The organism is Neorhizobium galegae bv. orientalis str. HAMBI 540 (assembly GCF_000731315.1).
In the GTDB taxonomy this organism is placed as follows: domain Bacteria; phylum Pseudomonadota; class Alphaproteobacteria; order Rhizobiales; family Rhizobiaceae; genus Neorhizobium; species Neorhizobium galegae.
The window spans coordinates 253854-280035 of sequence record NZ_HG938353.1 but is presented as its reverse complement, the minus strand read 5'-3'; the positions used below and the strand labels follow the sequence as shown (position 1 = coordinate 280035).

Sequence of the window (26182 nt, the reverse complement as noted above, 5' to 3'; positions counted from 1 at the left end):
CATTTCTCCTTAAGCGAGACCGATCGCGGTGATGATCATGTCGATCGCCTTGATGCCGATGAAGGGGACGATGATGCCACCGAGACCGTAGACGAGCAGGTTGCGGGACAGCAGCGCGCCGGCGCCAATGGCACGGTATCTGACGCCCTTCAGCGACAGCGGGATCAACGCGATGATGATCAGTGCGTTGAAGATGATCGCCGACAGGATGGCGCTTTGCGGCGTGGCCAGCCCCATGATGTTGAGCACGCCGAGCTGCGGATAGAAGGTCAGGAACATCGCCGGTATGATGGCAAAATACTTGGCGATGTCGTTGGCAATCGAAAACGTGGTCAGCGCGCCGCGGGTCATGAGGAGCTGCTTGCCGATCTCGACGATCTCGATGAGCTTGGTCGGGTCGCTGTCGAGGTCGACCATGTTGCCCGCCTCGCGGGCGGCCACCGTGCCGGTGTTCATGGCGACGCCGACATCGGCCTGAGCGAGTGCCGGCGCATCGTTGGTGCCGTCGCCGCACATGGCGACGAGCTTACCCTTGGCCTGTTCCTCGCGGATCAGCGTCAGCTTGTTCTCAGGCGTCGCCTGGGCAAGGAAGTCGTCGACGCCAGCTTCGGCAGCAATCGCTGCGGCCGTCATCGGGTTGTCGCCGGTGATCATCACGGTGCGGATGCCCATGCGGCGCAGTTCAGCGAAACGCTCGCGGATGCCGCCCTTGACGATGTCCTTCAACTGGACGACGCCGAGCAGCTTTCCGTCACGGGCTACGGCAAGCGGGGTGCCGCCGGCCTTGGCGATTTCGTCGGCGATCGCCTGCAGCTCGCGCACGATATCGGATTGCGGGCTGGCGGCGATCGCCGCATTGCCGGAGACCGGCATTGTGCCCGAGCCGACATAGGCGAGCACTGCATCGACGGCACCCTTGCGGATCCGGGAGCCTTCGAGATCGACGCCGCTCATGCGGGTCTGGGCGGTAAAGGGAACGAAAGTTGCCTTGAGGCTTGCCATGTCGCGGCCGCGGATCGCGTATTTCTCCTTGGCGAGCACGACAATAGAACGGCCTTCCGGCGTCTCATCGGCGAGCGAAGCGAGCTGGGCCCCATCGGCGAGATCCTGTTCGGAGACGCCGCGGACCGGGCGAAACGAGGTGGCCTGGCGGTTGCCGAGCGTGATCGTGCCGGTCTTGTCGAGGAGCAGCGTATCGACGTCGCCGGCAGCTTCCACCGCGCGGCCGGACATGGCGAGCACGTTGAAGCGGACGAGACGGTCCATGCCGGCGATTCCGATCGCCGACAGCAGCGCGCCGATCGTGGTCGGGATCAACGTCACGAACAAGGCGACGAGGATGATGATCGGGATCGAGCCGCCGGCATAGATCGCGAAGCTCGGGATCGTTGCGGTGGCGAGCACGAAGATCAGCGTCATGCCGGCGAGAAGGATGTTGAGCGCAATCTCGTTCGGCGTCTTCTGGCGCTCGGCGCCCTCGACGAGCGAGATCATCCGGTCGAGGAAGGTCGAGCCGGCAGCGGCCGTGATGCGGACGCGGATCCAGTCGGACAGCACCTGCGTGCCGCCGGTCACGGCCGAGCGGTCGCCGCCGGATTCGCGGATGACCGGGGCGCTCTCACCGGTGATCGCCGCTTCGTTGACCGAGGCGACGCCCTCGATGACTTCCCCATCGGAGGGAATGATGTCGCCCGGCTCGACGAGGACGACGTCACCGACCTTGAGGCTCGTACCGGCAACCATCTTGTACTGGGTGCGGTCGCTGCCCAAGAGCAGCTTGGCCTGGGTTTCGGTGCGGGCCTTGCGCAGCGAATCCGCCTGCGCCTTGCCGCGGCCTTCCGCGACCGCTTCGGCGAAGTTGGCGAACAGCACGGTGAACCAGAGCCAGATGTTGATCTGGAAGGAGAAACCGAGATTGCCGTTGCCGGCCGCGAGATCGCGGAGGAACAGGACGGTCGTCAGGACCGAGACCGTGGCCACGACGAACATGACCGGGTTCCGGGCAAGGGTCCGCGGGTTGAGCTTCTTGAAAGCATCGCCTGCGGCCGGAATGAGGATGCGAGTATCCATGATGCTCGCGGATTTTAACTGGCTCATAAGAGACTCCAGCGTTGAAAATGAGTTGGCTTGTCAATCGGGGCGACGAAGGGTCGATCAGCCGCGCAAGACTTCGATCACGAGGACAACGGCAAGAATGACCGCCGTCATGATAAAAATTGCATAGGATCCGTAGGGGCTCTGCTCACCCTTGCCTCGCTTCTGCGAGGCAAGGGTGGACTGTCTGCGGAGGGCTTTGCGGATGCTCATGGCATTGCTCCCCTCGGTACCTCAGAAGGTCTGGCCGGCGATCATGACCAGGTGTTCGACGACCGGGCCGAGTGCCAGGGCGGGCATGAAGGTGAGGCCGCCGACGATCAGGATCGTGCCGACGAGCAGGCCGACGAAGAGCGGGCCGTCGGTCGGGAAGGTGCCTGCCGAGGCCGGAACCGTTTTCTTGGCGACCAGCGAGCCTGCGATAGCAAGTGCCGGGATGATGACCAGGAAGCGGCCCATCAGCATGCCGATGCCGAGCGTCACGTTGTACCAGGGCGTGTTGCCCGTCAGCCCGCCGAAAGCCGAGCCGTTGTTGGCCGCAGCCGACGTATAGGCGTAGAGGATTTCGGAGAAGCCGTGCGGGCCAGCGGTGCCGATCGAGGCGACTGCGGACGGCAGCACCGTGGCGATCGCGGTGAACACCAGCATGGCAAGCGGCAGGCAGAGGATGGCAAGCACGGCCATCTTCATTTCCTTCGCCTCGATCTTCTTGCCGAGATATTCCGGCGTACGGCCGACCATGAGGCCTGCCACGAAGACGGCGACGATGATGAAGAGGATAATGCCGTAGAAACCCGCGCCGACGCCGCCGACGATGACTTCGCCGAGCTGCATGTTGATGAGCGGGATCAGGCCGCCGAGTGCCGTGAACGAGCCGTGCATGGCATTGACCGCGCCGCAGGAAGCCGCAGTGGTGATGACCGCAAACAGCGAGGACATGGCGACGCCGAAGCGGACTTCCTTGCCTTCCATGTTGCCACCTTCAAGACCGAAGGCATGCATCAGCGGATTACCGGCAGCTTCTGCCCAGTAGGTGATGCCAACGCCGGCGATGAACAGGATGCCCATCGATGCGAGGATCGCCCAGCCCTGACGCTGGTTGCCGACCATGCGGCCGAAGACGTTGGTGAAGGCAGCACCGATCGCGAAGATCGACAGCATCTGGATCATGTTGGAGATGTTGTCGGGGTTCTCGAACGGGTGGGCCGAGTTGGCGTTGAAGAAACCGCCGCCATTGGTGCCGAGCATCTTGATGGCAAGCTGCGAGGCGACCGGGCCGAGCGCGATTGTCTGCTTGGCGCCTTCCAGCGTCGTCGCTTCGACATAGGGCCCGAGCGTCTGCGGCACGCCGAGATAGACGTAGACCAGCGTCAGCACGATGCAGATCGGCAGCAGGATATAGAGCGTCGCGCGGGTCATATCGACCCAGAAATTGCCGATCGTTTTCCTAGCCCCTGGACCGGAGGCTCGTGAAAAGGCGCGGATCAGGCCGACGGCGATCGCCATGCCGGTCGCGGCGGACAGGAAGTTCTGCACGTTGAGGCCGACCATCTGGGTGAGATACGACATGGTGCTTTCGCCGCCATAGTTCTGCCAGTTGGTATTGCTGACGAAACTGACGGCGGTGTTGAAGGAAAGCTCGGGCGGAACGGCGCTCATGCCGGCCGGATTATAAGGCAAGCCGGCCTGCAGGCGCATCATCGCATAGAGCACGATGACGCCGAACAGGTTGAACATCAGCAGCGAGAAGGCATAGGAGGTCCAATGCTGGTCTTCGCGTTCGCTGGTGCCGGCCATGGCATAAAGTCCCCGTTCGATCGGAACGAGGACGGGTGACAGGAAAGTGCGCTCGCCTGAAAAGACACGCGTCATGTAACCGCCGAGCGGTTTGACGAGCGCGATGATGATCCCGCAAAAAAGCAGGATCTGAAGCCATCCGTTGAGGGTCATTTGGGTTAACTTTCAATACCCGGCTGCTTGGCTGGAAGCGCCAGTTCTTTTCAAAAGCGTTCTTTTTCAGAAGCGTTCGGGGCGAATGAGAGCGTAGGTGAGGTAGACGGTGAGGAACACGGTCACGGCACCGCTCAGGACATAATCGAGGATCATCGGTGCTTCTCCCTTCAAAGCCTGTCGCAGGCGCGGGTATAGGCAAAGCAGAGACCAAAAAAGACGACTGCGGTGCCGAGTAGAATGACGTCCAACATTGATCTGGACTCCTGTTGTTAAGGCGAGGCCAGACAAGACAAAGGGGTGCCATCCCTGAAAGACGGCACCTTGATGCTTTCCGGCTTTGGAGATGATCTTTTGCGATCTCTCTGACCCTAATATGCGGCGGGACCGCATAGGGGTTCGAGACGGAGCGCAGAGGAAAGAAATAAAAATCCTATAGGAATTTCACTCGTTCCGGCTGCATCGGTCGCCATCGAAGCCTAGGCGCGATCCAAAAAGGCAGCGACGTCCCACAAGGCCAATTGGAGGGACGATGCGAAGAAATAGGGAATCCATATATGCAACCGCGATTTTTCATTTGCGCCGCAGCATTCCGGGCGGCATGTTCGAAATCCTCGAACTATAAAAGACTTGGGAAATGGAATTCAGATCATGACAGCAGATGCGATCGTGCTGGGAGCCGGCATCATCGGCGTTTCGACGGCATTGCAGCTCGCCCGGCGCGGCAAATCGGTGGTACTCGTCGACCGGAAAGAACCCGGGATGGAGACCTCCTACGGCAATGCCGGCCTGATCCAGCGCGAGGGTGTCGTGCCCTACGGTTTTCCTCAGCAGTTCGGACTGATCCTGCGTTATGCGCTCAACAACCGCATCGACGCGCATTTTCACTGGAAAGCCATTCCCTCGGTCACCTCGTTCCTGGCGAAATACTGGTGGCATTCGAACCTGACCCGCCACCAGCTGATCGCCCGCGCCTACGCGCCGCTGATCGAGCACTCGATCGCGACCCATAACGAGCTGATCGAGGAAGCCGGAGCCCAGGATCTGATCGCCAAGAACGGCTGGACGGAGGTGTTCCGCACCCGCGCCAAGCATGACGGCGAGATCGGCGAGGCCGAGCGGCTCCGCAAGGAATACGGCGTCGCCTTCAAGGAACTTTCGCCTGCCGATATCGCCGCGCAGGAACCCAATCTTTCCACCGATTTCGTCGGCGGCCTGCGCTGGGAAGATCCCTGGTCGGTCAAGGACCCGCTGGCGCTGACGCGAGCCTATGTAAAACTGTTCGAAAGCCTCGGCGGCCGCGTGCTGAAGGGTGATGCCAAGAGCCTGTCGCAGACCAAGACCGGCTGGAGGATCGTCGCGGGCGACGGCACGGTGGAAGCCAAGGATGTGGTGGTGGCGCTTGGGCCCTGGTCCGACACGGTCACAAAGCCGCTCGGCTACAATTTCCTGGTCGGCGTCAAGCGCGGCTACCACATGCACTATTCGGCAAAGGGCAATGCCAAGCTCAACGGCTGGACCATGGATGCGGAGCGCGGCTATTTCCTGGCCCCGATGAACCAGGGCATCCGCCTGACGACGGGCGCGGAATTCGCCCGCCGCGATGCGCCGAAGACGCCTGTTCAGCTGGAACGCGCCGAAGCCGTGGCACGCAGTATCTTCCCGCTCGCTGAGCGGCTCGACCAAGAGCCGTGGATGGGCGCCCGCCCCTGCACGCCGGACATGATGCCCGTCATCGGCAAGGCGCCCCGGCACGACGGCCTGTGGTTCGCGTTCGGTCATGCACATCACGGCCTGACGCTGGGTCCGGTGACCGGCCAGGTGATTGCCGAGGCGATCACGGGGCAGAAGACATTGATCGACATCTCGGCTTATCGTCCGGAGCGCTTCAACGCCTAGCTCTACCTAAAAGCGCGCATTGGCCCGCGGGCAGCAGGAACTGTCGGAGTTTGCCTTGCGCGTGGCGAACGCCGAATGCGACGCCTATGTCCGGACGGTGTGAGATGGCATTTATGATCAGCGAAGATCGGGGCAAGACAAGCGACAATCCCCGCCACACGAATTCCTGGTACGCGGCTTCGGCAAAGGACAAGCGTGTCCGCCCTGCCCTTGACGGGGCGATAGAAGCGGATGTCTGCGTCGTCGGCGCCGGCTTCACAGGGATTTCCGCGGCGCTGGAACTTGCGGAGCGCGGATATTCCGTCGTGGTGCTGGAGGCGGAGCGCATCGGCTTCGGCGCGTCCGGCCGCAATGGCGGCCAGATCGTCAACGGCTGCAGCCGTGATCTTGAAACCATTGCCGGCCGTTATGGCCGCGACAAGGCGGTAAAGCTCGGCGCGATGTCGCTCGAAGGCGGCGAGATCATCCGCAGCCGGGTGGCGAAATACGGGATTGACTGTGATCTGGTGCATGGCGGCTTCTTCGCGGCCTTCACGGACAAGCAGATCCGCGAGATGGCGCATCACAAGGCCGATTGGGAGAGATATGGCCACGGCGGACTGGAGATGGTCTCGAAGGCCGAGGTCGGACGGTATGTAAAGACCGACCGGTATGCCGGCGGCATGATCGACAGGCTCGGCGGCCACATCCACCCTCTCAATCTCGTGCTCGGGGAAGCAGCGGCGTTCGAAAGCCTTGGCGGGCGCGTCTTCGAAGCCTCGCGCGTGACCGGCTTAGACACTGGCGAAAAACCGGTGACGCGAACCGAGAGGGGTTCGGTAAAGGCCTCGTATGTGCTGGTCTGCGGTAATGCTTATCTTTCCCCGCAGTTTCCAGAGATCAGCGGCCGGATGATGCCGGTTTCCAGCCAGGTGATGGCGACGGAACCGCTCGACGCCGCGCTGATCGAAAGCCTGCTGCCGGCCAATTACTGCGTCGAGGATGCCAACTATATTCTCGACTACTACAGGCGCACCGCGGACAATCGGCTACTCTATGGCGGCGGCATCGGATATGGCGGCCACGACCCGAGCGACCTCACGGGGGTCATCCGCCCCAACATGCTGAAGACGTTTCCGCAGCTGAAGGATGTAAAAATCGACTATGCATGGAGCGGCAATTTCGCGCTCACCCTCACACGTATCCCGCATATGGGGAGACTGTCGGACAAGGTCTATTTCTCGCACGGCGACAGTGGCCACGGGGTGACCACCACGCACCTGCTCGGCAAGATCCTGGGCGAGGCAGTCGCCGGCCATGCGGAACGCTTCGACATCTGGTCATCGCTACCCAACCTGCCCTTTCCGGGTGGGCAGACGTTCCGGGTGCCGCTCACGGTGCTCGGTGCCTGGTGGTATGGCTTGCGTGACCGGCTGGGCATCTGATCAAGGGATCAGAGAGAATCCGGGAAGCTGCCGGTGAAATAATAGGTCGCCTGGGCGCGAATGATCGACTTGAACTGCGCCACGGCCGCAGCGGCTTCGTCTTCGGGAACCATGAGGGCAAGCCGCATGGTAGCGCCCGACAGATGAAACATCACCAGAAGCGCCCGTGCATAGTTTTCGCGAAGCGGTTCTTCCACGAAAGGCTCGGTGGCCTTGTAGAATACATCAGCCTGAAAGCGGGTCTCGGCAATATCCAGATCAGCAAGCGCTTTGTCCGCCTGGATGGCATTCAGGAGATCCTGGAGCGACGGCCTTTCCCGCATGTTATAGTAGTATAAATCGAAAAGTGCGGCCGGTGCCTGCAAAGCGTCTTCGGCCGTGGCGATCTTTCCGATCTGCTCTGCGACAAAAGAACGAACCTCTTCGACGTAACGCTCGTAGAGCGTTGCGATGATGGCGGACTTGTTCGGGAAATACTGATAGACCGATGCGATAGGCCCGCCGGAAAGGGCGGCTATCTCCTTCATGGTCACTGCGTCTATGCCCTTCTGGCCGATCAGCTGCATCGACACTTTCAGGATCTCATCGATGCGCTCGCGGCTCCGCTCCTGTTTCGGCACCCGGCGAAGGGAACCCCGCCCGGGTCCTTGCGTCGAATCTGGCATCCGCAAACCGTCTCCTCAAACACCTGTCAACTGCTCCCTGTCGTCCCGGAGGAACCTCCGGCAAGTCAGGCGGAATTGCTTGAACGCAAAACTGTTATTTATACGGCGCCCGAAGAGCATCGGATCACAATGACTGGTAATTTTTAGAATACTTTCCACGGCGATGCACAAGACAGAACATCGGAGAAATCAAGAGGCTAAATCCTATTATCTATCCTCAAATGAGCCTGGTAATACCATCGAAAGCCTTGCTGACGATGGTATCGACACTTGCATCGATGTCGACCGTTATCACCCCGGCCTCATGCTCAGGGCTTTCAAGGGTTCCAAGCTGGCTCTGAAGCAGTGATGTCGGCATGAAATGGCCGGTACGCGCGCCCATCCGTTGTTCAAGAACCTTGGGGTCGCCCGTGAGAAAGACGAAATAGAGCGTGCCGCCGGCCTCCCGCCGCAAACGATCTCGATAGGTTTGTTTGAGCGCCGAACACGAGACGACCACGCTTTGGCCGCGCCCCCTTGCCGTGGCCAGTTCGTTGCCGACGAGATCGAGCCAGGGCCAGCGGTCGTCGTCGGTCAGCGGAATGCCCTTCGCCATCTTGGCGACATTCGCCTCCGGATGCAGGCGATCACCCTCCACGAACGCGCAGCCGAGACGCGCGGCGAGATGTTCGCCCACCGATGTCTTCCCCGATCCGCTGACACCCATGATGACGATTGCGAGAGGAGACGAGGGTTCGATCGGGGGCATGATTAACTTCCATTGGGACCATGTTCAGGGGCGGGAAAACCGAAATACAGGAGCCGAGGTTAACTTCAGGTTTTCCAATTCTCTTACGGGAACTTTAGAGGCGCTGCGATAAAAGGGCTGACCTTGAAGCGCATTCTGCACTCACCGAACCCAACCGGGAACCCACGATCATGCGGCGACTCATCGACAATATTGCGTTACGCCTTTATCATATCCTACGCGATACAGGCGGCAATTTTGCGATAGCCACTGCCCTGGCGATGCCGCTCCTCGTCACGACCGCCGGTGGCGCGATCGATTTTGCCCAGGCCTCATTCGAACGCGGCCGCCTGCAGGGTGCCCTCGATGCGGCCTTGCTCAGCGCTGTTGCGAAACCCGATATTGCAAGTCAGCGCCGGGAAGCGCTGCGCTTTCTGACCGATACGGTACCGGAAGACACCGACCTCGACACCGCACTCATCGTCGCCGGAAATGCCGATGGCAGCCTGACGGGCACCTATGCCCAAGGCGTGCCGACGAATTTCCTTGGTCTGCTCGGCATCCACACCATCGACGTCAAGGTCCAATCCACCGCGATCGCGAACAGGAACCCGAAACCTTCCGGCGCGTGCATCTACGTGCTCGGCAACACGACGCAGGCCGTCCTGATCAATTCGGGCGCCAACGTGCATTCGGAGAAATGCGGCGTGGAGGTCAGTTCGACCCAAAACCCGGCCTTCATCATGAACAGCGGCGCGACGATCGATACGCCCAGCTTCTGCGTCGCCGGCACCCAATACATCAAGAACGGCGGGACGCTCAGCAACCTGAAACCCGGCTGCAAGGTATCTGGCGATCCCTATGCCGTCGGCATCGCCGAGCCGACCGTCTCCTCGACCTGCACCACCAGCGGCACAAAGGACGGAGCGGTGCAGGACATGGCCCCAGGCGTCCATTGCGCAACGACCTTCAACGGATCGCCGAAGATCACGTTCAAACCCGGCCTTCATATCATCAAGGGCCGGATGATCATCAATTCCGGTTCGACGGTCGTCGCGGAAGGCGTAACCTTCTATTTCCCCGATACCGACAGCGAAATCCGCGCCAATGGCGCCTTGAGCTTCACCGCATCGGCGCCGACCAGCGGCACCTACAAGGGCATCCTGATGTTCGAAAAGACCAGCGATGTCGCCAACAACGGCCGCAAGCAACAGTACATCTTCAACGGCTCCAACGGCGAGACGCTTAAGGGAGTCATCCATCTTCCGAACCGGGACGTCGTCTACAATTCGACCACCAATCAGTCGAACCTCATTACACTGGTGGTCAATACGATGATCATGAACTCCGCGAACTGGCAGATCGAACCCTATACGGGGGCTGATAGCGGGACAGGTTCCGAAATTACATCGGTGCGCCTCGTCAACTGACGCTCAACGCTGCCGCGCGCCCTTGCCGAGCACGACCGGCATCAGCACCGACAGGAACATCAGCCGAAGCACGTGATGAGCGCCGACATAGGTGGGGTCGGCGTGCAGCATCACCGCCATCGCCGACATGGTTTCCAGCCCGCCCGGCGCGAAGGCGATCAATGCCGCGTCGAGCGGTACGCCGGTCAGATAGGAAACACTGCCGGCAATCGCCGCTGCCAGCACGATGACGACCACGGTCACGACGCCGCCAGCCACGAAGGCGGTGCGCAATTCGCGGATCGACACGCCGCAGAAACGCGTGCCGATGACCGAACCGAGTATGACATAGGTCGGAACCAGCAGCCAGTTCGGAACTCCGCCGTTGATGAACCCGGTCACATGCGTGGCGATCGATACCACGACGCCGCCGAGCAGCAGCGCTGCCGGAAAATTCCAGCGTATGAACAGCAAGCCGAACAGCGCCGAGACGATAAGCATGGCGATGAGAACAGGCGCGCTCATCGCCAAAGGCACCAGAACCGGGTCGGTGCCGACAAGATCGAAGATTTCCACGATCAGCGGGACCGTAATCGTCAGCGCCAGCACGCGCACGCTCTGGCCGACGCTGACGGCGCGCAGGTCGCAGCGGGTTTCGGCGGCGAGGCTCAGCACATAGCTCAGATGGCCGGGGGAGGAGGCGAGCAGCGCGGTGATCCGGTCATAGTGGAAGAACCGCTGCAGCACCCACGAACTCACATAGAGCAGGATGACGACCGCCACGAGCACCATGACGAAACTCAAAGGCCAGGTGCGCGCCGCGACGATCACCTCCGGCGTGACAGTCGCCCCCATCGACACGCCGACGATGATGAAACAGACGTTGCGGACCTGCGCCGGCACCGCCAGGTTCAGCCCCGCAAGTCCCGCAATGGTGATCGCGATTGCCGGGCCGATGAGGTAAGGGGCTGGAAAAGCAATGAGAATTGCGATCAGCGCACCGGCAGTGCCGATCAGCGCAGTCAGCGCGAATACGCGCAATTCCGAAAGGGGCATGGCTTGATCCTGAAGGCGCCACAGGAAGGAAAACTGACAAAAGCCAGCAAAACGCCTCGTCCCCTTCTATTGCAAATGCGCGCGAGGTCAACCTCTTCTGCGGCATACGGCGGATAGCAAAAAGGCGCCAACCTCAATGGCGGCGCCTTCAATAAGCATCAGCGGGCAAGATCAGGCGGCCGGCGCGACGACCTTCGGGATGGCCTTTGGCAGATGCAGCATATCGATGCCCAGCAGGAAATTGATCTGCGGGCGCGCCTTAACGAGGTCGTCGATCGTGTATTCGGCGAGCACATCGAAGAAAGCGTTGAGCGCCTTGCGAAGCGCAGCGTTCAGGCCGCAGCTGTCAACAAGCGGGCATTCCGCAACTCCCTCTTCGAAGCATTCCGCCATGGCGAAACTATCTTCGGTGACCTTGATGACATCGAACAGAGTGATGCGGTCAGCAGCTCGGCCAAGCCTTACGCCACCGTTGCGACCACGCACGGTTTCCACCAGACCGGCCTTCGTGAGGGGCTGGAGGATCTTGAAGAGGAAGAGTTCGGAAACGCCATAGGCCCTGGCAATCTCGGGAATGCGGCTCAGGTGGCCTTCGTTGGCGGCACAATACATCAGCATCCGTACTGCGTAATTCGTCTGTTTGGTCAAGCGCATGCTGGTCTCCCGAGACTCGTACCCGCCTTATATAATGGCTTCCCTAGTTTTGAACAATTCCAAAATAAGAAAATCGTCATCAAGTTTCCGACGTGAGGCAGCTTGCCTCCATCGGAACGGATTTAAAGCGATGAATTGCTCGTCCACACAAACGACGACCCGGAAGGCTGGGGTTCAAGCCGGAACAGCGGCCCGGGCAGACTGGCGCGGGCTCTCCCAGGCAGACCTTTGGCGCTCTGCCGAAGGAAGACGTCTGGCCGCGCCGAACAGGCTGCGCAAGGATTGCCAACGATATCACGCGACCTGCATGAAGTTTTGATGGCCCTGCGCGAAGCCGGCTCAGGCTCGGCGGCGGCTCGTCGGAAGAGTTCCGGCCGGCGTCAACCGGTCATCGAGATCGCCACCCAGGTGGGGACTGCGACCACCACCATTGCAGCCAGCAGGCTAAGGCCGATCCTCGCCAGATACGCGCGGCGGGCACGCTTCGCATCCCACTCGTACACCATGGACATACATCCCCACTCCTACTCCGCAAGCTAAATTAGAATAGTCTGCGGATACGTCAATGGTGGCTATGGATCACGGCTACCTTGCCTGAGGCCGACCTTCAAGCTCGGCGGCATAATTGCGGATGTCCTGCTGACGCTGCGGGGTGCCCGGATGGCTCGACAGGATGCTCGCGTCGCTATGGTCTCCGAGCTTGTCTTTGAGGACCACGAAGAAGCGGGCAAGCGCGGCGGGATCGTAACCGGCAGCCCGCATCAGCTCGACAGAACGGCGGTCTGCCTCCGCTTCAGCGGCCCGCGAATAGGACAATGCCAGCAGTGCGCCGCCCTGCGTGAGGATATCCTCGACGCCCGAGCCGACATCGCCGGCAATCAGCATGACCAGCGCGGCGACGCCTGCGGCGCGATAGAGCTGCCGCAGACTGTGCTCACCCTCGACATGGGCGATCTCGTGACCGAGCACGCCGAGGATCATTTCCCTGTCGCCGTTGGCGAGCTTCACCAGATCGTCGGTGAGGATCAGGCTGCCGTCCGGAAGTGCGAAGGCATTTGGGCCAATCACGCCGCCATCCCGGAAATAAATCTGATAGGCTCGCTGCCCGCCCTTCGAATGTTCGGCGAGTTTCGCGAAGCCCTCGGAGATCGCCTGTCGTTCGCCTTCCGGCAACTCGGAGGGTTTCAGGATCGTCCGATCGAGCGAGGCGAGCGTGCCGGAGCCGATCAGTTCCGGCACGAACGGCGGCGTTACCAGGACGGCAACCTCCACCAGCACGGGTACCGCATACCGATAGATCGAGGCCGCAAGCAGGATGACTGCGATCGTCATGACGATCAGCCGCGGATGGAACCGCTCCAGCCGGTGGATCAGGCCGCTGCGATGGCCTCGCTTGGCGCGGAGATAGGTGTCGATGCCCTCGTTGTCGCGGGTTTCGAACACGGAACCGTCCGGGAAACTCACTCGCCGCGGAATAGAGCCGACCCGCGAACTGACTTCGACCCGCTCCGGCACGGCAGAGGCGAGGGCCCGCCCCTCTTCCGCTGCGACGAGGAGACTGCCATCCTCGCGCAGAACGGCCGGGATTGCGCGGCTGGAATTGGCCGGATGCCATTCGCCCCTCGCGATCCCCATGCCTTCAGAAGCCAAAGTCGAAACCTTCCATATCCATGTATTCGGCACTGATCGCCGCACCGGTCGCCTCGATCGAGGAGAGGATCTCGCCCGGATCGCCGTTGATTCGGATACCGGAATGCTCGTTCACATACCGCGCCATCCGGACCGCCGCCCAGGGGCGCATCAGTCCGAGCGTCAGCACGGTGACGATCACGTTGCTGATTGCGATCCAGGCATAACGCAGCCGGGAGATATCGCTGACCAGCTGATGGCGACCGTCAAGCTGCGCCGCCGACCAGGCGACGTTGCGCACACCCGCCCGATAGAAGAGACCAGCAACACCATAGAGGATGAAATAGATGAAGACCCCGGCATAGAGACCTGCGATGCTCAGCACGGTCATCTGCGTGCTCGTCAATTCGGCGCTCTCGCGCATGACGGTCGCAGCACCGACGATCACGACGAAGGCAATGAAACCGAAGACGATGCTACCCAGGAACACGATCAATGCCGGCAGGATCCAGACGCCATAAAGCCGGCCGAGCTGCGGATCGCTGGAAAACGGCCGATCGCCGTACCGCAGGTTGTTGAAGAGGTATCGCCAGGTCCAGCGGCTAGCAAGCGGCGCCAGGATGCCGAAAGAAATGAAGGCGACAAAACTGCCGAGCAGGATCGCAACGAAAGCGCCGCCCGCGGTGCCGACGAAATCGAAACGCACGTTGCGGTAGCTCGTCACCCGGGCGTTGAAACGCAGGCTGCGCTTGATGAGCCACGGCAGAGCAACCAGGATCACGATCGGAGTAAGGATGCCGATCGGCGGAAAAATCGCCGTGCCGATGTTGATCACGATCAGGAACGCGATGACGATCAGCCGGCCGATGAAGATCTGCTTGCCGGTCGCGTGATATTCGAAGGCGCGGTCGAGAATGACCGTATTGCCGTAGAAGTATCGCATGCGCCGCACCTTGGCCCAGGCCGAATAGATGCCGAGGGTGACGATCGTCAGCAGAACGTTGACGATCCAGATACCGAAATATTCGCTGGCGCTGCCGGTGAACGATGCGCGCTCAAAAGACTGCCCCGCCGCCGCCCGAGGCGCCGTCTCTGCTATTGCCATGATGTCATATCCCCTTGCCGAATACCGTCGAGACGGCTGCCTGCCCGATTCCCCGCATGATTGTAGGGCCTGGATATGTCATTTCAATTGTTCGCGCGACACGTAATCAGGTTCTCGGTCGCCAAAAACAAAACGGGCCTCCTGCGAGACCCGTTTTGCTCATTTCCCGATTGGCCCCTCAGGCGTGTGCCGGCGTCCCGACGGGGAGATCGGCGCCGAGCGCTTCGGCCGCAGCAGCGTTGTTCTCCGGCGTGTCAGCGAACCGATAACCTTTTTCGATCAGCCGATGCGTATACTGCTTGTTATAGAGAAAGGAGAAAATGAGTTGCGAGATGCCCGCGGTGAACACCGAGATCACCAGATGCAGGGCACCGATGGAGATTTCACCGCGTACAACCGGAACCAGCCAGCCGAAGAAAAGGTAGGTCCACGAAAAACCGTGGAAACCCTTCTTGGTCAGACCGATGCTATCGTTCTTCATCATTACCTTTTTAGCCATGCCCGTCCCCTTTTTGTTACTTTACCGTCATTCGTATAAACGAGAACCGCTGACGATTTGGCCAGTATTCACGGATAAAGCGGGATTAAATTGCTTGGTAAATCGGATATGACAACAACAAAAACGGGCCCCCGAAGAGGCCCGCCTGATAATTCGACCGAGTTTTTGCTTACTTCATCGTCGGCATGACGAATTCGGCACCATCCTTGATGCCGGACGGCCAGCGGGCGGTGATCGTCTTGGTCTTGGTCCAGAACTTGATCGAATCCGTGCCGTGCTGGTTGAGATCGCCGAAGCTCGAAGCCTTCCAGCCACCGAACGAGTGATAGGCGAGCGGAACGGGGATCGGAACGTTGATGCCGATCATACCGATATTGATGCGGCTGGCGAAGTCACGGGCGGCATCGCCGTCGCGGGTGTAGATCGCAACGCCGTTGCCGTATTCATGCTTCATCGGCAGATCGAGCGCTTCTTCATAGTTATGGGCGCGGACGACCGAGAGGACAGGGCCGAAGATTTCCTGCTTGTAGATGTCCATCTCAGGCGTGACATGGTCGAACAGCGTGCCGCCGACGAAATAGCCGTTCTCGTAACCCTGCAGCTTGAAGCCGCGGCCATCGACCAGAAGCTTGGCGCCTTCCTCGACGCCGCGGTTGATCAATCCGTTGATGCGGGCGTGTGCTTCCTTGGTGACGACCGGTCCCATGTCGGCCTTTTCGTCCGTGTAGGGGCCGATACGCAGGGACTCGATCTTCGGGATCAGCTTTTCGACGAGGCGGTTGGCGGTTTCCTCGCCGACCGGAACGGCAACCGAAACAGCCATGCAGCGCTCGCCGGCGGAACCGTAGCCGGCCCCCATCAGCGCGTTGACGGCCTGGTCGAGATCGGCGTCCGGCATGATGATCATGTGGTTCTTGGCGCCGCCGAAGCACTGCGCGCGCTTGCCGTTCATGGCAGCCGTGCCATAGACGTAACGGGCGATCGGGGTCGAGCCGACGAAGGAGATGGCGCCGATATCCGGATCGGTGAGGATCGCGTCGACGGCCGCCTTGTCGCCATTGACGACGTTGAGGATACCGGCAGGCAGGCCCGCTTCGATCATCAGTTCGGCGAGGCGCATCGGCAGGGACGGATCACGCTCCGACGGCTTCAGGATGAAGGCATTGCCGCAGGCGATCGCCGGCGCGAACATCCACATCGGGATCATGCCCGGGAAATTGAACGGGGTGATGCCGGCCCCGATGCCGACCGGCTGGCGCATCGAATACATGTCGATCTGCGGACCGGCGCCCTCGGTGAACTCGCCCTTCGACAGATGCGGGATGCCGATCACGAATTCGCAGACTTCCAGGCCGCGGATGACGTCGCCCTTGGAATCCTCGACCGTCTTGCCGTGTTCCTTCGACAGCATCTCGGCGAGTTCATCCATGTTCTGGTTGAGCAGGTCGACGAACTTCATGAAGACGCGGGCGCGACGCTGCGGATTGGTGGCAGCCCATTTCGGCTGAGCCTGCTTGGCGTTTTCGACTGCAGCGCGGATTTCCGAAACGCTGGCAAGCGAAACCTTCGCCTGGACTTCGCCAGTTGCCGGATTGAAGACGTCAGCCGTGCGGCCGCTGGTGCCGGCGACATGCTTGCCGCCGATGAAATGCCCGATCTCACGCATGGTATGCTCCTCCATTTTTGGTAAGTGGCGGGAGTCTACACTTCGATTTGCACAAAGCAATGGAGTGGAATAAGCATCCGTTGTGCAGAAATTGAAGCAAGACCGGGGCTATCATGTCTGGCAAGATCGTCAGGATTGCGGAACTGGAAATTCATCCCGCACAAATCGACCCCTATCGAGCCCTCCTTGCCGAGGAAATCGAGGCATCGGTGGACAATGAGCCGGGCGTGCTGATGTTGCATGCCGTCGCAGAAAAGGAACGGCCTGAGCAAGTCCGTATCCTGGAGGTATATGCGGACCAGAAAGCCTACGAGGCCCATCTCCGGACGCCGCATTTCCTGAAGTATAAAGAACATACGGCGGACATGGTGAAGTCTCTCAGGCTGATCGACCTCGATCCGGTGATGATGCGAGCAAAGTAAGCAGCAAACATTGAAAGACGACCAACAATGAACTGGGACGATGTCCGCATGTTTCTGGCGGTAGCCCGCGCCGGCCAGATCCTGGCTGCTTCGCGGCGACTCGGTGTCAACCATGCGACGCTCGGGCGGAGGGTGACGGCGCTGGAAGAGGATTTGCGTACTCGCCTCCTCATCCGCCGGACCAATGGCTGCGAATTGACCGCAGAGGGCGAGGTGTTCTTTCGAGCTGCCGAGCGGATGGAAACGGAGATGCTGGCAGCGCAGGCGAGTACCGGGCGGATCGACGCGGCGATCGCCGGCACGGTCAGAATCGGGGCGCCCGACGGCTTTGGCGTTTCCTTCCTTGCCTCACGGCTCGGACGGCTGACGCGCCGCCATCCGGAACTCAAGCTGCAGCTGGTGCCCGTGCCGCGATCCTTCTCGCTCTCCCAGCGGGAGGCGGATATCGCCATCACCATCGAACGCCCGGAACAGGGCCGGCTTGTCTCTTCGAAACTGACCGATTACACGCTCGGCCTCTATGCCTCGAAGACCTATCTCGATCAGGCAGGAACACCGCAGACGGTAGAGGCCCTGAAGAGCCATCCCCGCATCGGTTATGTGGAGGACCTGATTTTTTCGCCGTCCTTGAATTTCACCGGCGAGGTGATGCGGGATTGGGATGCCAGCTTCGAGATTTCAAGCGCGATCGGCCAGACCGAGGCGGTCCGTTCCGGCGCCGGCATTGGCATCCTTCACGACTATGTCGCGCGACAATATCCGGAACTGGTTCGTGTTCTGCCCGAGACCATCATCCGGCGGTCCTACTGGACCACCTACCACGAAACGACCCGCGACCTGATGCGGCTGAGGACGGTGGTCGAGTTTCTGAAGGAATTGGTCGATGGGGAAAGCCACATTTTTGTGTGACGGATAGGACGGTCTTCACGAGAAAAAACGAGAAGACCCAAACAGGGTCCGGCCGCCGGAGCGGCCGGAAAACCTTGTATCAAGAAGGCAGGAAGGTCGTAACCGGAACCTTGAGTGCCGCGGCAATGCGCTTCAGCTTAGCTGGGTCGGCATCGGTGCCGTTTTCAATACGAACGATCTCGTCGTTGACGAGGCCGGTCGTGATGGCAAGCTCTTCGATGCTGTAGCCGACAGAACGGCGCGTTTCGGCGACGGCTGAGGCAATATGCTGCGGAGAAAGCTTCGCTCCATTGGCGGATGCGAAATTATTGATCGAAATTGTCATTGTATGCTCCTTCTAGAATGGCCTGCCGAAAACCGGTCAGGTGAAGGGGGACGAACGCCCGAGACGCAGGAGTCTAAAAAATTAGGCACCGGCTGCCGCAAACATAGGCATGCTGACGACCGAGACAAGGGCGATTAGTGCAGTGCACAAAAATGTGTTCACTTTCGGGTCGAAAGAAGGCAGCGTCCACTTACTCGACTCGCTTAAAATGACTGGAATTGGGCATTTTTGCCTTAAATCGAGCTGAAAAAACAGAAATGGCACCGCGTTTGCGGTGCCACATTAAATTTTCTTAACCTTTGGAAAATGCTATCAGGCCGACTGGATTGCCTTGATCCTGTCGATGCCACCGGCGATTGCGGCAAAATCCTGCCACACTCCTTGCGCGCCCTTCTGCCATTCCTCGAAGACTTCCGGCTTCAAGAGCTTACCGCCATTCTTCAGCGACACCGCGACGGATGCCGCCTCGTCGTCGACGATGAGCTGGTTGAAATAGGCAGCTCCTTCCTTCGAGGCCTCCTGGAAGACCGTCTTCTGCTCGGGGTTCAGCTGGTTCCAGAAGCTTGCGGAATAATAGATGACGCCGGACGCCCAGATATGGCCGGTCTCGGTCATGTAGGGCACGACTTCATAGAGCTTGAAGCCGGCATAGGCGGATTTGGTGAGGTCCATGGCGTCGGCAACGCCGGTCGCCAGCGCATTATAGGTCTCGGTGATCGGAATGCCGACCGGTGCGGTGCCGAAGGCGCTCCACAGCTTGGTGTGCAGCGGGCTCTGGATGACGCGGATCTTCTTGCCCTTCAGCTGTTCCGGACGGGTGACCGGCTCCTTGGTCAGCAGATGGCGGGCGCCGTAGTTGATGAAGTCGCCGATCACGAAATTCTGCGCGGCGAGCTTCTGCTTGAGGTCGGCGCCGATGCTGCCATCGACCGTCTTGCGGACATGTGCTGCGTCGCGGAAGAGGAACGGCAGATCGAGGACCTGCAGTTCCGGCACCCAGCCCGACAGTGACGAGACGGTCGAAAGGCTTGCCTGCACGGCACCGAGGCGGGCACCTTCGGCCACTTCCTTCTCGCCGCCGAGCGCGCCGTTCTTGACGACGTTGAATTTGAACTGGCCCGGCAGCTTGGCTTCCACCAGCTCGCCGATCTTCACCCAGATCTTCGATTCCGGTTTGTCGTCGCCAAGCAGCGAGGCGGTGGTGATCGTCGTGGTGCGGGCGGCGGCGCTGCGCACGAAGACGGGCGCGGCAAGCGCCACGCCGGTTGCTGTGGCGGCCTTCAGGAGGGTTCGGCGGTTGATGTTGTCCATGTCTTAAGGTCCCCGGAGATGTGAAGCGGTTAAAAGATGATCGCCCAGGCGCAAAGGATCGCCAGGGAAACCAGAAGTGCAAGCAGATAGGGCACGACCGCCTTGAACAGCGCGGCCGCGGGGATGCGGGTGACGCCGCTGACCACGAAGATCAGCATGCCGAGCGGCGGCGTCAGGCCGTGGATCATCAGGTTGACGACGATGATGACGCCGAAATGGATCGGATCGATCCCCGCGGCGACGGCGGCCGGCAGCAGGATCGGGCCGAACAGCAGGATCGCCGCGCCGATATCGAGCACCAGGCCGACGACCAGCAGGATAACGTTGGAGAGGACGATGACCGCCAGCGCACTGCCGCCGAGCTTCGTCACGAACTCCGAGACGAGGCCGGAGACATTGTCGACCGCAAGCAGGAAGGCGAAGGGGCCGGCCGTACCGATCAAGAGGCCGATCGCAGCGGACTCCGTCGCAGCCTGCCGGAACGAGGCGAGCAGCGAGCCGGCTCCCACCCTCCCCCAGACGGCGAGGATAATCGTATAGAGCGCCGCGAGAGCAGCCGCTTCCGTCGTGGTGACGATACCGATGCGGATGCCGACCACGACGATGATGCCGAGGCCGAAGGCGGGAATGGCCGAGATGGCGGCCTGCCAGCGCTCGCGTCCGGAGGCGCGCGGCAAGGCGACCTGCTCGCGGACCGACATATGGATGGCCACCGCCAGGCAGATCGCCATCAGGCCGCCGGCGAAGAAACCGCCGACCAGCAGCGAGCCGACCGACAGATTGGTGGCGGTCGCGAGGATGAGGAAGGCGATCGACGGCGGGATGACGTTGTCGAGCACCGAGGTCGCGGCGATGATCGCCCCCGCCTGGGCCGGCGGATAGCCGTGCTTCACCAGTTCCGGCTGGAAGGTCGAGGCGCCGAAGGCAGCGTTGGCGACGGATGAGCCCGACGCGCCCGAGAACAGCACGCTGGTCAGCAGCGTCGTCTGCGCCAACCCCGCCCGGCGGTGTCCCACCATGGATGCGGCGAAACGGACGAGCTGGTTGGCGACGCCGGAAGAGGTCAGCAACCCGCCGGCCAGCAGGAAGAAGGGAATGGCCAGCAGCAGGAATTTCGACATGCCGGTGACCGTCGAGGACACGATCGCCGGCTCCGGCAGGCTGCTGCCGAAGGTGATCGCCACATAGGCTGCGGTCAAGAACGCATGCGCCAACGGCGCCGCCAGCACAAGGCCGAGCGCGGCGACCAATGCCAGGAAAAGGCTCGGCGGCAATTCGCTATCGATGAAGACTTCGGGAATGCCGAAATAAAGCGCTACGCCGAGGCTAAGCGATATCAGCACCGGCAGCACCCTGCCCTCGGCTGCCCGCTGCAATACAAGGACAATGATGATCAGCACGCCGCCTGCACCAAGGAAACCGAAGCGTATCCACTCCGGAACGCCAAGCGTCGGAGAAATACCGCCGAGCATGGCCATGATTTCGGAACCGCCAAACAGCAAGATCAGCGCCGCAAGCACCGTGAACACGTCCGCCAGCACCTGGGTTACCGGCAGCAGCCGAGCGGGAGCCAAACGCACGAAAACATCCAACCGCATCGCCAGCGCGCTGTTGAGGCTGAGCGGGGCGCCGATCGAGATCAGCGCCACATGCAGCCAGATGCCGAGGTCCTCGGTGCCGATGAAACCAGTGTTGAAGAAATAACGCAGGCAGACGCTGACCAGCACCACCGTCAGCAGAACGGCGAGGATGAGCGCCGCGATGGCGCCGAGGACAGTCTCAACGCCCTTCAGCACCCTCGCTGCGATACCGTCGCCGGGGATTGCCGTCTGCTCGAGAAAATCGGATCGGCTGGCTGCCACGGGTTCTTACCTTTGCAGGAGGATCAGGCGGTCTTGACCGTGGAGAGACCACAATCAAAGAGCGTCGACCAGGTGAAATGACGCGATACCGATACCTCGCGGGCAACATCGAGACGCGGCAATACCTTTTCGCCGAAGCGATAGGCTTCCTCAAGCAGCGGCATGCGGGAAAGGATAAAAGTTTCGACGCCGGCCTTTCGCACGGCCGCAATTCAAGCGCGGCTTGAGAGATCCCGCCTTTTACGGCGACCATTCCCGTCCCGCAACGGGCCTCGATCCGCAGTTGAGACCAAAATCTCGCCACACGCTCATTTTTTGCGAGACATGCCAGGGTTTTGGATGAATTAATGGATTCGCGGAAATGCAAGGGTCCTGCCCTTGCGCGACAATCGGGGGATGTGTCCGTGGGCGATATCGAACAAGAAACGCAATCTCAGGATCTCTTCGAATTTCACCCGGAACCCGCTGCCGGGACGGGGGCCTCGCCCGACCAATTCGGGGCGGAGATGCGTGATTTCACCATCTTGAGCGTCGATGACGATGCGATGTTCCAGAATTCCCTCAAGCTCTCGCTTTCGGGCTACACCTATCGCGGCGTCGCCCCGCGTATACTGATTGCCAGTTCTGCCAACGAGGCAGCCAAGCTTCTGCTCGAAACGCCTTCAATCGCGGTCCTGCTGCTCGATGTGGTGATGGAGACGGACGATGCGGGCCTCCGGCTGGTCCGCACGATCCGCGAAGTTCTCGGCAACTCGCAGCTGCGTATCGTGCTTCTCACGGGACAGCCAGGCATCGCGCCGATGCAATCGTCGCTCGAGACCTATGATATCGCAGATTATTGGCTGAAGACCGACCTGACCAACGAGCGGCTTCACAGCATTCTTACCGCAAACCTCAGGACCTTCGAGCAGATCGATGTGCTGAACCGTGCCCGCCGAGGCCTCCAGAGCATTGTCGAGGCGAGCAATAGCCTGGCAAGATCCTCGGGATTTGAAGATTTCTCCCGCCGGATGATCCACGAACTGGCCGCACTTCTCGGCGTCAGCGAGGACGGCATCGTCTGCGTCCGCGGGCGTGACCACGAACATCCGCCGAGGATCATCGGCTCGGCGGGGCGGTTCGCTTCGGCCATCAACCAGACCCTCGACACCATCAACGACCAATCGATTCGGGAATTGATCCAACGCTCGCTGGACGAACAGGCGAGCATCGAGACGGAAAAGGCGCAGGTTCTGTTTTTCCCGGGCCAGGCGGTCGCACCTGCTGCGGCAGCCTACATAGCGACAAACAGGCTCATCGACGATACGGAGCGGGAATTGCTGCGGGTCTTCGCGACCAACATCGGCACCGGCCTGATCAATGTTGCGCTGACGAGCCAGCTCGATCGGATCGCCTACGAAGACGGCCTGCTCGAGATCGCGAACGGCAACGCCCTGAAGCGTGGCATTCAGGCGGCACTCGAGATACCGCCGCCCCGCAGGCGGAAGGTCCTGTTCATCGAACTCAACCAATATGCGAGAAGCTGCGTCTCCCTCGGCGTCGAACAGGGCGATCATCTGCTGCGCGCCTTCGTGAAGCGCCTGGCGGCGGCCTTTCCGCCGCCCTGCATGATCGCCCGTTTGCATGAAGATGTATTTGCCGTGCTCGGCCCGGAATATCTGGTGCGGATCGACTATGTGAACCGCCTCGAAGCGGGAGCCCAAACCCCGGAAGCGCTGTTTTTCGGCGCGGAGGCAGCGTCTCTGGATCTCAATCACTTCACGTCGGCTCAAACCGTCATCGCGACAGGACTTCTGCTCCTGAAGAAGGCCGGGCTGAAGGGGACGAGCGGCCAACTCATCGAATACGATCCGAATGTCGAAGAGGAAACGCGCCGCCGGTTCGCTCTTTCGCAGCAGCTTTACAAGGCTGTGCTCAACCGGGAAATCACTGTCGTTTTCCAGCCGCAGATCGACCTGACCGACAATCGGATTGTTGGCGCGGAGATCCTGGCGCGCTGGACGCGCCCGGATGGATCGACGATCTTTCCGGCGGATTTCATTCCGCTCGCAGAGGCGAACGGGCTGATCGTGCCCCTAGGTCAGCAGATCCTGGAACAGGCCTGCAGCGCGCTCCGCTCCATGGACGAAGCGGGATTTCCAGGGATCACCCTCGGCGTCAATGTCTCGCCGGTGCAGCTTGGACGAAAGGAGTTCATCGACGAACTGATCGCGACCATCCGCCGCTATGGCTTATCGCCGGATCGGCTGGAATTGGAGATTACCGAGACCGTCGCCATGGAAGAGCAGCAACATGCTGACGACGTTCTCTCCATTCTCAGACGCAAAGGATTTGCCATCGCCATCGATGATTTCGGCACGGGCTATTCTTCCTTGGCAAAGCTCCGCTCCCTGGAGGCCGCCACACTCAAGATCGACCAGTCCTTCATTGCCGGTCTCGGCGGTGCCGGCCAGAACGAGACGATCGTCGAGATGATCATTCGGCTTGGCGAACGCATGAACATGCGTGTCCTCGCCGAGGGTGTCGAAACAGAGCAGCAGGCAGAATGGCTGCAGTCGAGACGATGCACCCTGGCGCAGGGCTTTCTCTACGCCCGTCCTGAGCCGTTCGAGCAGTTCCTGGCCAGGCTGCGGAATTCGCCCGTCAAGACTGTGTAAATGCCTATGATCCGCTCGTCCGCAACTCGCATGTTTCCGTCTCTCCGGGCCATTTATCGCCATCGCAGGCGGCTTGCCATCTTCGTGGTACCCTGGGTCGTGGGACTTGGCATCGGCGTTCCATTGCTCTGGCATCAGATCGGCGCGAACGCGCGGGAACCTCAGATCCGCAACAGGGAGGAGACCCTGTCGCAAGGCTATGACATTCTCGGTCGGGCCCTGGACCGGCTGGGCCGCGACGCCCTGTTTCTCGCCGACCTGCAATCGCGCTTCGGCGAAACGACCACTCGGCTTGCTCCGCTAAGCGCTGAAATCTTCCAGAGTTTTGCCGCCAGTTCGCCGGATTACGATCAGGTACGGTGGCTGGATAATGACGGCAATGAACGGCTGCGCGTCAACCGCCGCAGCGGCGCGGAACCGGTCGTCGTGAGCAGCGAGCAGCTGCAGAACAAGGCGGACCAGCCCTATTTTCGCGATACGATTCCGCTGCCGCTGAACGGCCTCTATTTCTCTGCCCTCGAACTGAATATCGACAACGGCGTGGTCGAGGTCCCCCACCTGCCGACATTGCGCGTTGCAAGCCCCGTCTTCCGCAATGGGACCAAGCAGGGCATCATCGTCATCAACTACCGCGCCACGCGATTGCTCGAACGCCTGAAGCGCCTCGACAGGAGCGTCGAGCTCTATCTGATGAACCAGGCCGGATACTGGCTCCAAGGTCCAAATGCGGATGCGAACTGGGGCTGGCAGCTTGGGGCCTCAACGCCCGGCCCGGCTGAGGCGGAGATGTTGCGGGCGATCGGCAACGGGGAAAGAGGGCTTTTCGGCAGCAGGGGCGGCGTTTGGAACTACCGTCGCTTCCAGCCCGTTGCGAGCTTGCTGGCAACAGGCGAAGTCGCGGAAAGACGTGCCGCGGGTGCCGACCTCTATCTGCTCGCCCGTGACTCGGCGACCGCGATCAACGACCAGGAAACGAGGGGGAAACTCATTCTCGGCGCGGTCGCGGCAATCCTCGCCATGGTGGCGCTTGCGGTAACCGGCCGCCTGGCCAACGGCATGGAGGCCGAGGCGGAATGGGCGCGGCAAATGGAGGACACGAACAAGACGCTGCGCGACACCAATGAAAAACTGAGCGTAACCCAACGGGAACTTGCTAGGGCCGAACGGCTGTCGTCGCTGGGCCTGATGGTTGCCGGCGTCGCCCACGAGATGAACACGCCGCTTGGAAGTGCCGCACTCGTGCTCAGCAAGGCCGCCAAGGATCTCAGGCTTTTCAAGGAACGGCTTGCAGCGGGGCTGCGCCGCTCCGATCTCGACCTCTATATCGCAGACAGCGACGTCAGCCTCGATCTGGTGCGCGACGCCATTCATCGATGCACCGCGCTGGTTCAACGGTTCAAACAGGTTGCGGTCGACCGCGCGACGCTGGAGCGACGGGATATCGATCTCGCCGCGTTCATTCCCGATGCCGATCCGCGCCTGCGCAAATGGGACGCCAGCGCCGGCGTCAGCCTGACGGTGAACGTGCCTGATGATCTGGCGATCACCACCTATCCGGGGCCGTTTGCCCAGGTCCTGTCGAACCTCCTCAACAACTCGCTGCTGCATGCCTTCGATGCGGGCAAACCCGGCATGATCATCATCGATGTTCGGAGAATGGGGGAGCAGGTCCTCATCGAATTCACCGATAACGGTCGCGGGATAAACGAGACGGACATCCAGAAGATATTCGAACCGTTCTTTTCCACGGCCCGTCACAGCGGCGGCACGGGCCTCGGACTGCATATCGTCCACCAGATCGTCACCGAGGTTCTCGGCGGATCGATCACCGTCGAAAGCCCGCCGGGCGACAGGGCCCGCGGCACCCGGTTCATCATCCGGCTTCCGAGAGTTGCTCCGGCACGGGCGGAAACCTGAGC

The 26182-nt window shown here is 61.0% G+C and carries 23 protein-coding genes and 1 pseudogene; 7 read left to right on the top strand and 17 right to left on the bottom strand.

The features are described 5' to 3' along the window. Positions 1 to 9: 9 nt before the first annotated feature. The 4 genes from kdpB to RG540_RS01335 form a co-directional block, all read right to left on the bottom strand. A complete protein-coding gene (gene kdpB / locus RG540_RS01345) occupies positions 10 to 2097 on the bottom strand; it encodes a potassium-transporting ATPase subunit KdpB (RefSeq protein ID WP_038583845.1) in 2088 nt (695 codons plus the stop codon). A gap of 57 nt (positions 2098 to 2154) precedes the next feature. Beyond that, a complete protein-coding gene (locus tag RG540_RS32200; protein ID WP_155414613.1) occupies positions 2155 to 2307 on the bottom strand; it encodes a hypothetical protein in 153 nt (50 codons plus the stop codon). Between the two features lie 21 nt (positions 2308 to 2328). Next, positions 2329 to 4044, bottom strand: a complete 1716-nt coding sequence (kdpA, locus tag RG540_RS01340; RefSeq protein ID WP_038583844.1) for a potassium-transporting ATPase subunit KdpA — start codon at positions 4042 to 4044, stop codon at positions 2329 to 2331. Positions 4045 to 4110: 66 nt separating this feature from the next. Beyond that, positions 4111 to 4200 carry a K(+)-transporting ATPase subunit F gene (locus tag RG540_RS01335; RefSeq protein ID WP_007760774.1) on the bottom strand — a complete coding sequence of 30 codons (90 nt, stop codon included), beginning with the start codon at positions 4198 to 4200 and terminating at the stop codon, positions 4111 to 4113. Between the two features lie 495 nt (positions 4201 to 4695). Here RG540_RS01335 and RG540_RS01330 point away from each other — a divergent pair, with 495 nt between their 5' ends. Together RG540_RS01330 and RG540_RS01325 are read left to right on the top strand one after the other, a co-directional pair. Next, positions 4696 to 5943 (top strand): NAD(P)/FAD-dependent oxidoreductase, encoded by a 1248-nt coding sequence (locus RG540_RS01330; protein WP_038583841.1) that lies wholly within the window; start codon positions 4696 to 4698, stop codon positions 5941 to 5943. Between the two features lie 113 nt (positions 5944 to 6056). Then, positions 6057 to 7367 carry an NAD(P)/FAD-dependent oxidoreductase gene (locus RG540_RS01325; protein ID WP_038583838.1) on the top strand — a complete coding sequence of 437 codons (1311 nt, stop codon included), beginning with the start codon at positions 6057 to 6059 and terminating at the stop codon, positions 7365 to 7367. A gap of 8 nt (positions 7368 to 7375) precedes the next feature. Here RG540_RS01325 and RG540_RS01320 read toward each other — a convergent pair whose 3' ends face one another. Further along, positions 7376 to 8032: a TetR/AcrR family transcriptional regulator gene (locus tag RG540_RS01320; protein ID WP_038583835.1), complete on the bottom strand. Its 657-nt coding sequence runs from the start codon at positions 8030 to 8032 to the stop codon at positions 7376 to 7378. Between the two features lie 217 nt (positions 8033 to 8249). Further along, on the bottom strand, positions 8250 to 8780 hold the full coding sequence (locus RG540_RS01315; RefSeq protein ID WP_038583833.1) for a gluconokinase: 531 nt from the start codon (positions 8778 to 8780) through the stop codon (positions 8250 to 8252). 170 nt (positions 8781 to 8950) lie between these two features. Between RG540_RS01315 and RG540_RS01310 the strand changes: the two genes are divergently transcribed. After that, positions 8951 to 10189: a TadE/TadG family type IV pilus assembly protein gene (locus tag RG540_RS01310; RefSeq protein WP_038583831.1), complete on the top strand. Its 1239-nt coding sequence runs from the start codon at positions 8951 to 8953 to the stop codon at positions 10187 to 10189. Positions 10190 to 10192: 3 nt separating this feature from the next. On the opposite strand, the gene RG540_RS01305 is transcribed toward RG540_RS01310, so the two are convergent. The 7 genes from RG540_RS01305 to RG540_RS01280 all read right to left on the bottom strand — a co-directional run bounded on the left by RG540_RS01305 (position 10193) and on the right by RG540_RS01280 (position 16777). Beyond that, entirely contained in the window at positions 10193 to 11224 is a 1032-nt protein-coding gene (locus RG540_RS01305; protein ID WP_038583830.1) for an AbrB family transcriptional regulator, read from the bottom strand. Positions 11225 to 11395: 171 nt separating this feature from the next. Further along, positions 11396 to 11878, bottom strand: coding sequence for an iron-responsive transcriptional regulator RirA (gene rirA, locus RG540_RS01300; RefSeq protein ID WP_038583827.1), 483 nt, complete (start codon positions 11876 to 11878; stop codon positions 11396 to 11398). A gap of 380 nt (positions 11879 to 12258) precedes the next feature. Continuing rightward, positions 12259 to 12390 carry a hypothetical protein gene (locus RG540_RS33435; protein WP_255761379.1) on the bottom strand — a complete coding sequence of 44 codons (132 nt, stop codon included), beginning with the start codon at positions 12388 to 12390 and terminating at the stop codon, positions 12259 to 12261. Positions 12391 to 12463: 73 nt separating this feature from the next. Then, entirely contained in the window at positions 12464 to 13528 is a 1065-nt protein-coding gene (locus RG540_RS01295) for a M48 family metallopeptidase (RefSeq protein WP_038583823.1), read from the bottom strand. Continuing rightward, positions 13518 to 14612, bottom strand: a complete 1095-nt coding sequence (locus RG540_RS01290) for a YjgN family protein (RefSeq protein ID WP_051909208.1) — start codon at positions 14610 to 14612, stop codon at positions 13518 to 13520. The genes RG540_RS01295 and RG540_RS01290 overlap by 11 nt, the downstream gene beginning before the upstream one ends. A 178-nt stretch (positions 14613 to 14790) precedes the next feature. Further along, positions 14791 to 15111: a hypothetical protein gene (locus tag RG540_RS01285; protein WP_038583820.1), complete on the bottom strand. Its 321-nt coding sequence runs from the start codon at positions 15109 to 15111 to the stop codon at positions 14791 to 14793. A 169-nt stretch (positions 15112 to 15280) separates the two neighbouring features. Further along, the gene (locus RG540_RS01280) at positions 15281 to 16777 is read right to left on the bottom strand and encodes a CoA-acylating methylmalonate-semialdehyde dehydrogenase (protein WP_038583817.1); all 1497 of its coding nucleotides are present in this window, start codon (positions 16775 to 16777) and stop codon (positions 15281 to 15283) included. Positions 16778 to 16890: 113 nt separating this feature from the next. Between RG540_RS01280 and RG540_RS01275 the strand changes: the two genes are divergently transcribed. Beyond that, positions 16891 to 17199, top strand: coding sequence for a putative quinol monooxygenase (locus tag RG540_RS01275; RefSeq protein WP_038583814.1), 309 nt, complete (start codon positions 16891 to 16893; stop codon positions 17197 to 17199). A gap of 27 nt (positions 17200 to 17226) precedes the next feature. Further along, positions 17227 to 18108, top strand: coding sequence for a LysR family transcriptional regulator (locus tag RG540_RS01270; protein ID WP_038583811.1), 882 nt, complete (start codon positions 17227 to 17229; stop codon positions 18106 to 18108). Between the two features lie 79 nt (positions 18109 to 18187). On the opposite strand, the gene RG540_RS01265 is transcribed toward RG540_RS01270, so the two are convergent. The 4 genes and pseudogenes from RG540_RS01265 to RG540_RS01250 all read right to left on the bottom strand — a co-directional run. Beyond that, positions 18188 to 18433 (bottom strand): helix-turn-helix domain-containing protein, encoded by a 246-nt coding sequence (locus RG540_RS01265; RefSeq protein WP_038539927.1) that lies wholly within the window; start codon positions 18431 to 18433, stop codon positions 18188 to 18190. A gap of 312 nt (positions 18434 to 18745) precedes the next feature. Continuing rightward, positions 18746 to 19744 (bottom strand): TRAP transporter substrate-binding protein, encoded by a 999-nt coding sequence (locus tag RG540_RS01260; protein WP_038583809.1) that lies wholly within the window; start codon positions 19742 to 19744, stop codon positions 18746 to 18748. A gap of 29 nt (positions 19745 to 19773) precedes the next feature. Beyond that, positions 19774 to 21606, bottom strand: coding sequence for a TRAP transporter large permease (locus RG540_RS01255; RefSeq protein ID WP_038583805.1), 1833 nt, complete (start codon positions 21604 to 21606; stop codon positions 19774 to 19776). Positions 21607 to 21629: 23 nt separating this feature from the next. Beyond that, positions 21630 to 21818, bottom strand: a pseudogene (locus RG540_RS01250) (alkanesulfonate monooxygenase); the annotation flags it as partial. Positions 21819 to 22112: 294 nt separating this feature from the next. On the opposite strand from RG540_RS01250, the gene RG540_RS01245 reads away from it, so the two are divergent. Then, positions 22113 to 24263 (top strand): putative bifunctional diguanylate cyclase/phosphodiesterase, encoded by a 2151-nt coding sequence (locus tag RG540_RS01245; RefSeq protein ID WP_244446603.1) that lies wholly within the window; start codon positions 22113 to 22115, stop codon positions 24261 to 24263. Positions 24264 to 24293: 30 nt separating this feature from the next. Further along, the gene (locus RG540_RS31010) at positions 24294 to 26180 is read left to right on the top strand and encodes a sensor histidine kinase (protein ID WP_051909207.1); all 1887 of its coding nucleotides are present in this window, start codon (positions 24294 to 24296) and stop codon (positions 26178 to 26180) included. Positions 26181 to 26182 lie beyond the last annotated feature (2 nt).